We start from the raw sequence: 12,304 nt of genomic DNA on the forward strand, positions 1-12,304 counted from the left end.
GCCCCAGGCCGGGGCGCTTATTGCCCAATCTTTGTGCAGTTTTACAGCTCAGGCTTTGTTTTCGTGCAACTTGAGCAGATGGTAATAGACCATGCCGGCCTTATCCGCCCTCACCGCGTCCCAGCCGGCCAGCCATTCCGGCATTTCTTCGCCTTCGCCAAGCGGCAGCGGGGTCTCGGCTTCCGCGTACACCATGCCGCCTTCTTTCAGCAGGGCCGGGCACAGCGGCAGGGTCTTGGCCAGCAGGTCCTGCTGGTAGGGCGGATCGAGGAAGATCACGTCGAAGCGCTGGCCGCGCGCCGCCAGGTCGCGCGCCGCGGCGATCGCATCGGCGCGCAGGATGGTGATGTTGGCGGCCTTGAGCTTGTCGCGGTTGGCTTCCAGCTGGCGTACCGCCGGGCCATGGTTGTCGATCATCGTCACCGAAGCGGCGCCGCGGCTGGCCGCTTCGAAGCCGAGGGCGCCGGAGCCGGCGTACAGGTCGAGGCAGGTCGCCCCGTTCCAGTCGCTGCCGAGCTGGTGGTTGATCCAGTTGAAGACGGTTTCGCGCACGCGGTCGGGCGTCGGGCGCAGGCCGAGGGCGTCGACGACCGGCAGCAGGGTGCGTTTCCATGTTCCGCCGATGATGCGGACCTGGTGCGTCGCCATGCGTGGCGCGCCGTGTGGCTGGGGTTTGGCTGGCTTTCTTTGCATGGGCGGCACTATAGCATGGGGGCTGGCGCCCCCTGCCCGCCTACCGGTTGGCCGCCAGCGCCTGCAAATCGCCGATCCAGCCCTGCATGCGCTGGTGCGCGTGGCTCTTCTGCGCCGGCGTGGCGATGCGGATCGCCGTCAATATGTACTTGATGGTCTGGTCGATGTAGACGTCGTAGACGGCCTTGCGCTCGGGCGACTCGGTGCGGGTGAAGAACTCGCGCAGCATCGCCTGGATCTGGGCCGCGGCCTGGTCGCGGTTCGGGCGCTTTTGCTGGATGTCGCGCAGCAGGGCCAGGATGCGGCGTTGGCGGTAGATCCGCTCTTCAAGCAAGAACTGGTTATCCAGCGGGCGCGCGTCCGAGGCGCGCCGCAAGGCGGCTTCCTGGTCCTTGCTGAAGTTGCCGAACCAGAGCTCGAACTGGTCCATCGATTTCTTGAAGCGGGCACGCTGGCGCTTTTCCGTGTCTCCGGTCATGAACTTGCGGCGGTATTCCTCGTTCTTGGTGTTGAACTTGCGTTCGATGTGGCCGATCTGTTCGGGCGTGAGCGACAGCGCCATCGTGGTGATCTCGGGCACGGCGTGGGTGGCGAGGCGCTCGGCGCGCACGCGGATCTCGCGGTAGGCATTGACCATGTCGGCCTGGGTCGGATTCCCGGCAAGCCCACGCTGGAAATTGCCCAGCAGCGCAGCGTAGTCGCGCAACTCGGACTGGCGGTGCCATTTGAACAGGTTGTCGATGTCGCGCTTGGTGATGTCGGCCTGCCTGCCTTCGAGATCGGCATAGGAATCCAGCCACCAATACAGTAAGGTATCGCCCTGGTTGTACGTAAAACGGATGGTGCTGCAGCCCGCTACCAGTGCCAGCAGTGTGATCGCGAGCAAGGCAAGCGTGCGCCTGAACAACAAGTCTGGCGTGCTAAAATTTTTCATATTTTCAACTTTTTGAGAACGGCTTATGAACGTTGTGATCCTCGCCGCCGGCATGGGAAAGCGCATGCAATCCGCACTGCCGAAAGTCCTGCACCCACTGGCTGGGAAGCCGCTGTTGCAGCATGTCATCGATACGGCAAGCAGCCTGAAGCCGAGCAAATTATGCGTGATTTACGGCCATGGAGGCGCAGCGGTGCCGGAGATGGTGTCCAGGCTGGCAGAATCCACTGGCATCGCGATCGACACCGCCCTGCAGGAGCCGCAGCTGGGCACCGGCCACGCCGTGATGCAGGCGGTTCCGCAAATCGATGAAAGCGCGCCGACCCTGGTGCTGTACGGCGACGTGCCGCTGACCACGGCCGCTTCGCTGCGCCGCCTGGTCGAGGCCGCCGGCAGCGACAAGCTGGCGATCCTCACCGTCGAGCAGGCCAACCCCTTCGGCCTGGGCCGCATCGTCCGCGAAAACGGCCAGATCGTGCGCATCGTCGAGGAAAAGGACGCCAGCGAAGCCGAGCGCGCGATCCGCGAGATCAACAGCGGCATCATGGTGATCCCGACCCGCCGCCTGAAGGCATGGCTCGAATCGCTGTCGAACAACAATGCCCAGGGCGAGTACTACCTCACCGACATCGTCGCCAAGGCGGTGGCCGAGGGCGTGCCTGTGGTGTCGGCCCAGCCGGCGGCCGAGTGGGAAGTGGCGGGCGTCAACAGCAAGGTCCAGCTGGCCGAGCTGGAGCGCCGCCACCAGCTGAACATCGCCACTGCCCTGCTGGAACAAGGCGTGACCCTGATGGACCCGGCCCGCATCGACGTGCGTGGGGAACTGGTTTGCGGCCGCGATGTCGTGATCGACGTCGGCTGCGTGTTCGAAGGCCGGGTCGAGCTGGCCGACGGCGTGAAGGTCGGCCCGCACTGCGTGCTGGTCGATGTCAGGATCGGCGCGGGGGCGCAGATCAAGCCGTTCTGCCATCTCGAGGATGCCGTGGTGGGCGATAAATCGCAGATCGGTCCGTATGCGCGCCTGCGTCCGGGCACCGAGCTGGGCGAAGACGTCCATGTGGGTAACTTTGTCGAGATCAAGAACAGCCAGGTGGCCGCGCACTCGAAGGCCAACCACCTGGCCTATGTCGGCGATGCGACCGTCGGATCGCGCGTGAACATCGGCGCCGGCACGATTACCTGCAATTACGACGGCGCGAACAAGTTCCGCACCGTGATCGAGGACGACGCCTTCATCGGCAGCGACAGCCAGCTGGTGGCGCCGGTTACCGTGGGCAAGGGCGCGACCCTGGGCGCGGGCACCACCCTGACCAAGGACGCGCCGGCCGGCAAGCTGACCATCTCGCGCCCCAAGCAGCTGAGCATCGAAGGATGGAAGCGTCCGGTGAAGGTGAAGAAGTAATCCACCGGCTATCGACAGGCTGATAACAGGAAAAACACAGGGTAATCACAGGCTTGTCCCATGGTCTTCCAAAGGGTCTTCCACAATGTTATCCACAGGATGCGGCGTGGAAGAAGGGTCTGGTTTTCGGGGTGGCGCCAGCTTTCACAGCGCAATCCGCGTATCGAACTTGCTGCGGTGCGTAGAGAAATACGCCTTCACATTGCGCACATTCGCATGCGAGGTGAACAGGCGGTGCGCCAGCGCGTGATAGGCCGGCATGTCGGCCACCTGCACGATCAGCACGAAATCCGGCCCGGGCGTGACGCGGTAGCACTGCAGCACGGCCGTTTCCGCCGCCGCCAGCTTCTCGAACTGGTCCATGCGCTCGGCGGCCTGCACGTCGAGGGTGATCTCGACGATGGCGGTCAGCCGCGCGCCCACCTTGTCCGGCGCCACGATCGCTACCTGGCGCTCGATGACGCCGCCGTCGGTCAGCTGCTTGACGCGGCGAAGGCAGGTCGGCGGCGACACGTGCACCAGCGCCGCCAGTTCGGCATTCGTCTGCGATGCATCAGCCTGCAACGTATTCAGGATGCGACGATCGAGTTCGTCGAGGGGATAGAGTTCATTCATGGTATGAAATATTCAGAAAATAATTCCTCGTTAGTGAAGCAAAATTTCATCTTTTTGAGTCTGTGAAATAATCTAACAAAATATACAGGATTCTGAAAGCTTATTTCATTGTGCTTGCTCTACGATAGGTTTCCTTAACAATCTTCTCAACGAGGTAAAGCCATGTGCGGTATCGTCGGCGCGGTTGCCCAGCGCAACATCACTCCTGTCCTGATCGAAGGCCTCAAGCGTCTGGAATACCGGGGCTATGACTCGTGCGGTGTTGCCGTGCACTTCGATGGCCGTCTCACCCGTTCGCGCAGCACTTCGCGCGTGGCCGACCTCGAATCGCAGGTGCGCGAAGCCCACCTCGCCGGCTTCACCGGCATCGCCCACACCCGCTGGGCCACCCATGGCGCCCCGGCCTCGCACAACGCCCACCCGCACTTCTCGCCCAACGAGGAAAACGCGCGCATCGCACTTGTCCACAACGGCATCATCGAAAACCACGACGAACTGCGCCGCGAACTGACCGACCTCGGCTACAAATTCCAGAGCCAGACCGACACCGAGGTGATCGCCCACCTGGTCGACCACATGTACAACGGCGACCTGTTCGAGACCGTGCAGCAGGCCGTCAAGCGCCTGCAGGGCGCCTACGCGATCGCCGTGTTCTGCCGCGAAGAGCCGCACCGCGTGATCGCCGCGCGCCAGGGCTCGCCGCTGATCGTCGGCGTCGGCGACAACGAGAACTTCGTCGCCTCGGACGCGATGGCGCTGGCCGGCACCACCGACCAGATCATCTACCTGGAAGAAGGCGACGTGGTGGACCTGCAGCTGGCCCGCTACTGGATCGTCGACGTCGACGGCCGTTCGGTCGAGCGCGAAGTCAAGACCGTGCACGCCCACACCGGCGCGGCCGAGCTGGGCCCGTACCGCCACTACATGCAGAAGGAGATCTTCGAGCAGCCGCGCGTCATCGGCGACACGCTCGAGGGCGTCACAGGCGTCATGCCGGAACTGTTCGGCGACGGCGCCTACCAGGTGTTCAAGAAGATCGACCGCGTGCTGATCCTGGCCTGCGGCACCAGCTACTACGCCGGCCTGACCGCGAAGTACTGGATCGAATCGATCGCCAGGGTGCCGGTGAACGTCGAAATCGCGAGCGAATACCGCTACCGCGAGAGCGTGCCGCATCCGGACACGCTGGTGGTGACGATCTCGCAGAGCGGCGAGACGGCCGATACCCTGGCCGCGCTCAAGCACGCACGCAACCTGGGCATGGAACACACGCTGACCATCTGCAACGTGTCGACCAGCGCCATGGTGCGCGAATGCAAGCTGGCCTACATCACCCGCGCCGGCGTGGAAGTGGGCGTGGCCTCGACCAAGGCGTTCACGACCCAGCTGGCCGCGCTGTTCCTGCTGACCCTGACCCTGGCGCAAGTCAACGGCCGCCTGACCGATGCCGAGGAAGCGCAGCACCTGAAGATGATGCGCCACCTGCCGGTCGCGCTGTCCTCGGTGCTGGCGCTGGAGCCGCAGATCATCGCCTGGGCCGAGGAATTCGCACGCAAGGAAAACGCCCTGTTCCTGGGCCGCGGCCTGCACTATCCGATCGCCCTGGAAGGCGCACTGAAGCTCAAGGAAATCTCCTACATCCACGCCGAAGCCTATCCGGCGGGCGAACTGAAGCATGGTCCGCTGGCGCTGGTGACCGAAGAGATGCCGGTAGTGACGATCGCCCCCAACGATGCGCTGCTCGAAAAGCTGAAGTCGAACATGCAGGAAGTGCGCGCCCGCGGCGGCCAGCTGTACGTGTTCGCCGACGTCGATTCGCGCATCACCTCGGGTGACGGCGTGCACGTGATCCGCCTGCCGGAGCACTACGGCCAGCTGTCGCCGATCCTGCACGTCGCTGCGCTGCAATTGCTGGCGTATCACACCGCGCTGGCGCGCGGCACCGATGTGGACAAGCCGCGCAACCTGGCGAAATCGGTGACGGTCGAGTAATCCGATAGCGGTTCCATGACAGCCGTGACGGGCGCCATGACGCGCCCGTCACGGCTGTTTGTTTTGGAAATACCAGATATGCTTATTACCGATATAAACAAACCGAATATCCAAAGGCATGTTGTCGTGTAAAACTTGCCTTTTTAAATAATTTTATTCGTCAATACAACACATAAAAGACGAAAAATTCGGAACAGGGTACAAAAGCAATACATTTGGGATATACTACCCGCGCCCTTGTGGGCATCGTCCCGCTCAATGGACACCAAAGATATTGCCCCGCCTTCCTGGCCACCAAAGGCCGGCCATATCACCGCTCGTATTGCCGTCGTCCGGTCCGGGATGGATCGCCAGGCCGATCTGCGGCATTGCCCTCGCTTTGCGTCGTGCTGCCGGGTTCACGTGCTTTCGTATCGACGAAGACGGAACCCTGCCCTACGTTCCCATCGCTACCCGTCCATGCGCCTGCCGGTGCAGGGAAGGTTCCGCATGGTGTCCTTGAGTTTCTTAACCAGATTTCTGCCTGGTGGCCTCCTGCATTGATCTTTCAGGTAAATACCGTATGCGTAAGTCGCTTGTAGCCGTAGCAGCATCTTGTCTCGTTCTTGCTTCCTGCACCAAAACTCCTCCCGCTTCCTCGGACAAGCCAGTCGATGTCGTCCTGATCGGCGCAGGCGTCATGAGCGCAACCCTGGGCACCATGCTCAAGGAGCTGCAGCCCGACCTGTCCATGCAAATGTATGAGCGTCTCGACTCGGTGTCGGCCGAGAGTTCCGATGCGATGAACAATGCCGGCACCGGCCACTCCGGTTTCGCCGAGCTGAACTACACGCCGGAAACGCCGGATGGCGGCATCGATACCAAGAAAGCCGTCGACATCAACGAGCAGTTCGAAGTCTCGAAACAGTTCTGGGCCTACCAGGTGAAAAAGAAGTATCTCGGCGAGCCGCAGAGCTTCATCAACAACGTTCCCCATATGAGCTTCGTGTGGGGCGACGACAACATCGCCTACCTGCGCAAGCGCTACGACGCCCTGCAAAAGGAAAACCTGTTCAAGGGCATGCTCTACTCCGAGGATCAGAACGAGATCCGCAAGTGGGCGCCGCTCGTGATGACCGGCCGCGACAGCACCCAGAAAGTGGCTGCGACCCGGATGGACTTCGGCACCGACGTCAACTACGGCACCCTGACCCGCAGCATGGTCAAGCACCTGAGCAGCAGCCAGGGCGTGCAGCTCAGCCTGGGCCATGAAGTCCAGGATATCAAGCGCGGCGCCGATGGCCTCTGGAACGTGACCGTCAAGAACCTCGGTGACGGCCAGTCGAAGACCGTGCGCGCGAAGTTCGTCTTCATCGGCGCCGGCGGCGGTTCGCTGCCCCTGCTGGAAAAGACCGGCATCCCCGAAGCCAAGGGCTTCGGCGGCGTTCCGGTCGGCGGCCAGTGGCTGGTGACGACCAACCAGAAGCTGATCGACGCCCACCAGGCGAAAGTGTATGGCAAGGCCTCGGTCGGCTCGCCGCCGATGTCGGTGCCTCACCTCGACACCCGTATCATCGACGGCAAGAAAGCACTGCTGTTCGGACCGTTCGCGACCTTCTCGACCAAGTTCCTGAAAAACGGTTCGTGGATCGACCTGCCGGCCTCGGTCGGTACCGGCAACGTGCGTCCGATGCTGCAAGCAGGCATCGATAACATTCCGCTGACGAAGTATTTGGTGGAACAGGTGATGCAGTCGCAGGAAGACCGCGTGGCCACCCTGCGCGAGTATCTGCCGGAAGCCAGGTCGGAAGACTGGACGCTGGTCAACGCCGGTCAGCGCGTGCAGATCGTCAAGGACGATCCGGAAAAAGGCGGCCTGCTGCAGTTCGGTACCGAAGTGGTGGCCTCCGCCGACGGCAGCGTCACCGCCCTGCTGGGTGCCTCGCCTGGCGCCTCGACCGCCGCGCCGATCATGCTGAAGGTGCTCAAGGTTTCTTCGTTCAAGGACAAACTCGCCACGCCCGAGTGGCAAGCCAAGCTGAAGGAAATGGTGCCGTCGTACGGTCGCAAGCTGAATGCGGATCCGGCGTTTGCCAACGAGATCCGCGGATACAGCAGCGCAGTCCTGAAGCTGCAAGCGATCAAGCTGGATGAGCCGGCCGCAGTCAAGGAAGCGGTCGTGGCGAAACAATAAGCCGGTTATGCCAGGGAATGGCTGCGCTGTTCACTGATGACTGATGAGGGGCTGGAGATGATCGACATCTCCAGCCCTTTTTCTTTTGGGGAGCTCCGCCTGGCTGCGAACCAGGACGACGGAGCGGCGATGGGGGTCGGCATTGGCGACGCAGAGCAGCGCCTGCGGCTGTTCGAGTGCGAAGTGGCGCGCCAGCGCCAGTGCGGCGATGAACGGTACGGCGCCACACGCGCCGCTGGCTGCGCCGACGCGCACGACATCGTCCGCAGCGTCGAGTTGCTGGACGGCCTTGGCCGCGGCTTCCATCAGCTCGAGCACATGCCTGGGGCGGTGGTCGGTATCGGCCACGATCATCGCGATATCGGAGAGCACGGTGTCCGTACCCTCGAGGGCAAGCGCGGTCAACTGTCCGAGCAGCGTCGCGTCCACGCGCCTGTCGTCATCGATGGCCGTGTGGCGGCGAGCATGCGCGCCCGCATGCAGCACGGCGAACTCCGGATGGCCGGATGCGGCAGCCAGTTCCAGGCCAGCCAGCAGCAGGCCTGCCGCACCTTCGCCGGGTATCCGGCCATGCTGGCGGGACGGCTTGAACAGCGTAGCCTGGGCCTCCCACCGGTCCACGGTGTCCTGGCCAATATTCGATGCGCAGGCAAGCACGATCGCCGGCGCGGTTTCCTCCATCAGCTGCTGAACGATCGTGGCGGGACCGGATTCCTCCGCCGCTGTCTCCGCCATGGCGATCCGGTCGGCGGGCCAGCCGAACTGGATGATCGTGAAGCGCAGCCACATCGCCATGGCGCGCCGCTGCTCGACGTGCCACTCAAGCGGAAGCATCGGCATGAACCGCAGCATCGGCGCGGCCTGCCCGGGAAGCAGCAGGCTGGACGCCGCATCGCCGGCCAGCTCGCGCGCGACCGCCGTCCCCAGGGTCAGGGCGCGCCATTGTTCGTCGTGGAAGCGCAGTCCGGCCATCTCGTTCCGCGACAGCCATTCCATGATTTCTTCCCGCAGCGCTTCGTCCGTCGCTTCATCGCTGCGCGCTGTCGTGAGTGGAAAGCCGTCGTCGTCGAGCAGCGTCGGATCGAGGTCGGGGTGCGGGGCCTCGTCCTTGAGGACGGCGGCGAATTCCCCGGCGCTGGCGCCATGCGGGATGCGCATCGACGCCGCCAGCATGGCCAATGGCGGCAGTCGCGCCGCCCCCTTCGCCTGCACCGGCGCGCTGGACGCGGCAGGAAGGGAAGCGGACCCAGGCCGCTTGAGCAATCGGGGACCACGCCACAGCGCCAGCAGCACCGCAGCCGGCAAGGCGAGCAGACCCAGCAAGGCGTCGCCCATGTCGGGCGCATGGTCGGTCGCCGACCAGAACAGGACCGCGGTGCCCCAGCAGAGGACAATGACGACAGCCGCCAACAGGAGGCCCTTGAGCCAGCCGGGAAGCGCGGGCCTGGGCGAAGGAAGTGTGGTGGACATGGATGGACTAGACCTTGTCGACCGTGGCCTGCTGGCCGGCGATCAGGGTGGCGCCGCAGGCGGTCTTGTCGCCGTGCCGCGCCGCCGGCTTGCCGTCGACGACCAGTGTCGCGTCGCCGCTGATGATGGGCGCGGGGCCGTGGATGGGGCAAGTGGCCTTGTCGCCCAGGCGGGCGATCCCGATGCCGCCGCTATCGCTGTTCGGCGAGGCTTCGATGACGACGCCGCCGTGCGAGGTCTTGTCGCCAAGCCTGATCAGGGGACCGGCCATCACGCGCCTCCATCGATCAGGCGATGGCCCGGCAGAGGGAACCCCATGGGAAACAGGCTGTGTTCGTCGGGAGCGGGAGTGAAGTACAGCCTGATCTGACGGCATTTTTCGCCGAGGGCGAGCCGCTCGCCGTGCGCGATGTCCGGCCGCCGGGCCTGGAGCGCCTGGTTGAGGTCGGGAATGCGCTCCACCAGGTACCAGACACAGCTCCTTTCCTCGAACATGCGCTCCTCGCCATGTTGTTCTCCAGTGACGAGGTTCGGCATCTCCCTGACGCCCACCAGCACCCTGGCGGAGGGCGCCGGCTTGCGGGTGCCCAGGAATTGCGCGCACCAGTATTCCATCTGGTTCCCGAAGTCGCTGCGCGGGCCCCATGCATGGCCGAGGCCCGTGAAATCTCCATGCTTCAGCAGGAGATAGCCGGTATTCAGGCCCTCCAGCGTGTCGCGCAGGCCTGGCAGTACCCGCTCGCCCCAGGCGAGAGGCGCTTCCCCATGCGATGCCAGGCAGGACGCGACATGGCCGACCAATCTTGTCCAGGTATCTCGTAACACTCGAAAATAATCCGTTGAAATGTAGCGCACGAGCAGATAGATTTCTTGCGGATTGACGCTGAGTGACATTTGGTTCTCCTCATTCACGCCACTTATGTCTGGGGGTGGGCCGTTTACTTATGGTTTCTTTGGGCCCGAATCGTCATCATTCCTGCCTGTTTCCTTGAGTTATCCACAGGAGATTCAGGAGGCCACGGCCAGCAGTTCGAGCTTCAGTTCCTTCAGGCCGGCCGGCACGTAGATCGAGATCGACTGCGCCTTGAGCATGCGTTCGTACATCGGCCCTTTCGCCTCCAGCACGAAGTAGCAGGTATCGGGCCGCACCGGAATCGCGGCGGGCAGCTGCGGCGCATACTGCAGGCGCACGCCGGGCAGGGCCGACAGCACGAATTTCTCGACATCGTCGGGAGCGCCGACCTTGAAGCGCAGCGGCGCCACCTCGACCAGTTCGAGCGCCGGCATGTCGGCCGACACCGCGATGTAGAAGGTGGTGTCGTCGTCGATCTTGCCGGAATCGAGCATGCCGATGTGGTAGGAGGGCCGGACTTCGTTCAGGGCGATCGCGAAGTACTTGGACGAGATCACGGTGTCCAGCAGTTCGCGGATGATCGCGACCAGTTTGGCGAAGGCCGGCCCCGGGTCGCCATGCTGGTAGGCCGGCAGGTCGGCCAGGGTCCAGCTTTTCGAGAAGGTCATCAGCCCGCCCGCGACGTCCAGCAGCGCCTCGAACAGCCGCTCGGGATGCAGGCCCGGATGGTGGAAGTGGTGGCTCAAGCCGGCATAGGCGGAGCTGGCCGTATGCAGCAGCCAGAACGAGGACATGTCGCCGGAGCGGAATTCGACCACGTTGCGGCTCGGTTCCCGGTGGTGGCCGAACAGCGCGCCGACCTTGGCCTGCAGCGCATCGAGCAGGCGCCGCAGCTGCTGGAACAGGGCCGGCGCCGCCGCCAGCGACAGGGCCGGCGGCACGAAGGCCGGATCGAGCTCGAAGCCGCCGGTACCCGCGCGGCGCAGCCGCAGCAGCGGGAAATGCACGTAGGCGTCGCGCGGCTCGAATTCCGAGACCAGGCGCACCGATTTCTTCAGGTAGGCCAGCTGCACCGGCGAGGCCTGCGTGTACAGGTCCGGGGTCTCGTGGTTGGCCTGCACAAAACGGGCCGCGTTCGGGGCCGTATTGGCGGCCTGGCCAGGCTGGGTGAAATTGCCGCTGAAGGGTTTCAGTCCCGGCAGCGCGGCGTAATAGGTCACGCCCTGCTGCGTCAGCTGGCCCAGGTCGACGGTGTCGGGAAGCGCGTCGACCCCGGGCGCGTCGACCAGTTCGCCGTCCTGGAAGCGCAGCGCCAGCTCGAGGATGCGCAGCACGCCGCTGGCCAGCGCTTCGCGGTCGACCTCCAGCTTGTCGACACCCCAGGCATACGGATGGACCGCCTTGATACTCTTGTGCAGGCAGTGTTCGTGATACTGGTCCTGGCGCTGGAAATGCTGTGGACGCAACAGCAGGCCTTCGCCCCAGAGTACTTTGCTGGTCATGTGCGGGCTTCCCTCGCGGTTTGTTCGAGATGGATGAAGCTTTGCGAAAGGCAACGATAACGAATGCAGCAGCCGTGCTTGTGAACTTAATCAAAGCTTGGCATTGCAGGGCGTGGCACCATGCGATTGCTTTTTTAAATCAAACTGATCGGCAAGCCGAGGAGGAGCGATGAAGGGTTTTACGCCTGGATTATTCGACCGCTTGCTGGGGGCGCCGGTGCGCGGCGCGAGCGGCGCGGCGGCGGCCGGCCTGTCGGCCGACGACCTGAAGGACACGGTCGCGCGCGACCTCGAGGCGCTGCTGAATACCCGCTCGATGGTGGACGAAGCGTCGCTCACCTCCTACCCGGAGTGCAGCCGCTCGATGGTCACCTATGGCCTGGTCGATTTCGCCGACCGTTCGCTGTCCAGCCCTTCCGACCGCGCCCACATCTGCCTGTGCATCGAGCAGGCGATCGCGCAGCACGAACCGCGCCTGCGCAATGTGCGCGCCGTGCTGGAAGTGCGCGGGCAGACCGTCAACCGGCTCGATTTTTCCATTACCGCCCTGCTGGCCGGCAGCCTGTCCCAGGAAGCCGTCAACTTCGACGCCGTCCTGCAGCCGTCGACCCTCCAGTACAGCATCCGGAAAGCACGCGCCGCAGGGCGCGCTGCGGGCGCGGGAGCCTGA

Annotated in this window: 11 protein-coding genes; 4 read left to right on the top strand and 7 right to left on the bottom strand. The window is 63.9% G+C overall.

The features are described from left to right. Positions 1-48: 48 nt before the first annotated feature. A complete protein-coding gene (gene rsmD, locus H162_RS0115260; RefSeq protein ID WP_020654345.1) occupies positions 49-648 on the bottom strand; it encodes a 16S rRNA (guanine(966)-N(2))-methyltransferase RsmD in 600 nt (199 codons plus the stop codon). An 85-nt stretch (positions 649-733) separates the two neighbouring features. Then, positions 734-1,579 (bottom strand): DUF6279 family lipoprotein, encoded by an 846-nt coding sequence (locus H162_RS0115265; protein ID WP_229452092.1) that lies wholly within the window; start codon positions 1,577-1,579, stop codon positions 734-736. A 73-nt stretch (positions 1,580-1,652) separates the two neighbouring features. Here H162_RS0115265 and glmU point away from each other — a divergent pair, with 73 nt between their 5' ends. Beyond that, on the top strand, positions 1,653-3,029 hold the full coding sequence (glmU, locus tag H162_RS0115270; protein WP_020654347.1) for a bifunctional UDP-N-acetylglucosamine diphosphorylase/glucosamine-1-phosphate N-acetyltransferase GlmU: 1,377 nt from the start codon (positions 1,653-1,655) through the stop codon (positions 3,027-3,029). A 144-nt stretch (positions 3,030-3,173) separates the two neighbouring features. Here glmU and H162_RS0115275 read toward each other — a convergent pair whose 3' ends face one another. Then, a complete protein-coding gene (locus tag H162_RS0115275) occupies positions 3,174-3,644 on the bottom strand; it encodes an Lrp/AsnC family transcriptional regulator (RefSeq protein ID WP_020654348.1) in 471 nt (156 codons plus the stop codon). Positions 3,645-3,806: 162 nt separating this feature from the next. Here H162_RS0115275 and glmS point away from each other — a divergent pair, with 162 nt between their 5' ends. Together glmS and mqo are read left to right on the top strand one after the other, a co-directional pair. Next, positions 3,807-5,636, top strand: coding sequence for a glutamine--fructose-6-phosphate transaminase (isomerizing) (gene glmS, locus H162_RS0115280; protein WP_020654349.1), 1,830 nt, complete (start codon positions 3,807-3,809; stop codon positions 5,634-5,636). Between the two features lie 562 nt (positions 5,637-6,198). Further along, positions 6,199-7,809, top strand: coding sequence for a malate dehydrogenase (quinone) (gene mqo, locus H162_RS0115285; protein WP_026354676.1), 1,611 nt, complete (start codon positions 6,199-6,201; stop codon positions 7,807-7,809). Between the two features lie 30 nt (positions 7,810-7,839). On the opposite strand, the gene H162_RS31000 is transcribed toward mqo, so the two are convergent. The 4 genes from H162_RS31000 to tssK all read right to left on the bottom strand — a co-directional run bounded on the left by H162_RS31000 (position 7,840) and on the right by tssK (position 11,634). After that, entirely contained in the window at positions 7,840-9,279 is a 1,440-nt protein-coding gene (locus tag H162_RS31000; RefSeq protein ID WP_020654351.1) for a hypothetical protein, read from the bottom strand. Positions 9,280-9,286: 7 nt separating this feature from the next. Continuing rightward, complete coding sequence (locus H162_RS0115295) at positions 9,287-9,550, bottom strand: PAAR domain-containing protein (protein ID WP_020654352.1); 264 nt, start codon at positions 9,548-9,550, stop codon at positions 9,287-9,289. Continuing rightward, positions 9,550-10,173, bottom strand: a complete 624-nt coding sequence (locus H162_RS0115300; protein WP_020654353.1) for a hypothetical protein — start codon at positions 10,171-10,173, stop codon at positions 9,550-9,552. Before H162_RS0115300 ends, H162_RS0115295 begins: the two co-directional genes overlap by 1 nt. A 114-nt stretch (positions 10,174-10,287) precedes the next feature. Further along, positions 10,288-11,634 (bottom strand): type VI secretion system baseplate subunit TssK, encoded by a 1,347-nt coding sequence (gene tssK, locus H162_RS0115305; RefSeq protein ID WP_020654354.1) that lies wholly within the window; start codon positions 11,632-11,634, stop codon positions 10,288-10,290. 169 nt (positions 11,635-11,803) lie between these two features. Between tssK and tssE the strand changes: the two genes are divergently transcribed. Then, a complete protein-coding gene (gene tssE / locus H162_RS0115310) occupies positions 11,804-12,304 on the top strand; it encodes a type VI secretion system baseplate subunit TssE (protein ID WP_026354677.1) in 501 nt (166 codons plus the stop codon).

The organism is Massilia niastensis DSM 21313 (assembly GCF_000382345.1).
GTDB lineage: Bacteria > Pseudomonadota > Gammaproteobacteria > Burkholderiales > Burkholderiaceae_D > Telluria > Telluria niastensis.

Coding starts and splice junctions, on each gene's coding strand:
- tssE (WP_026354677.1), top strand. CDS start 11,804: ATGAAGGGTTTTACGCCTGGATTATTCGACCGCTTGCTGGGGGCGCCG.
- H162_RS0115295 (WP_020654352.1), bottom strand. CDS start 9,550: ATGGCCGGTCCCCTGATCAGGCTTGGCGACAAGACCTCGCACGGCGGC.
- glmS (WP_020654349.1), top strand. CDS start 3,807: ATGTGCGGTATCGTCGGCGCGGTTGCCCAGCGCAACATCACTCCTGTC.
- mqo (WP_026354676.1), top strand. CDS start 6,199: ATGCGTAAGTCGCTTGTAGCCGTAGCAGCATCTTGTCTCGTTCTTGCT.
- H162_RS0115300 (WP_020654353.1), bottom strand. CDS start 10,173: ATGTCACTCAGCGTCAATCCGCAAGAAATCTATCTGCTCGTGCGCTAC.
- tssK (WP_020654354.1), bottom strand. CDS start 11,634: ATGACCAGCAAAGTACTCTGGGGCGAAGGCCTGCTGTTGCGTCCACAG.
- glmU (WP_020654347.1), top strand. CDS start 1,653: ATGAACGTTGTGATCCTCGCCGCCGGCATGGGAAAGCGCATGCAATCC.
- H162_RS0115275 (WP_020654348.1), bottom strand. CDS start 3,644: ATGAATGAACTCTATCCCCTCGACGAACTCGATCGTCGCATCCTGAAT.
- rsmD (WP_020654345.1), bottom strand. CDS start 648: ATGGCGACGCACCAGGTCCGCATCATCGGCGGAACATGGAAACGCACC.
- H162_RS31000 (WP_020654351.1), bottom strand. CDS start 9,279: ATGTCCACCACACTTCCTTCGCCCAGGCCCGCGCTTCCCGGCTGGCTC.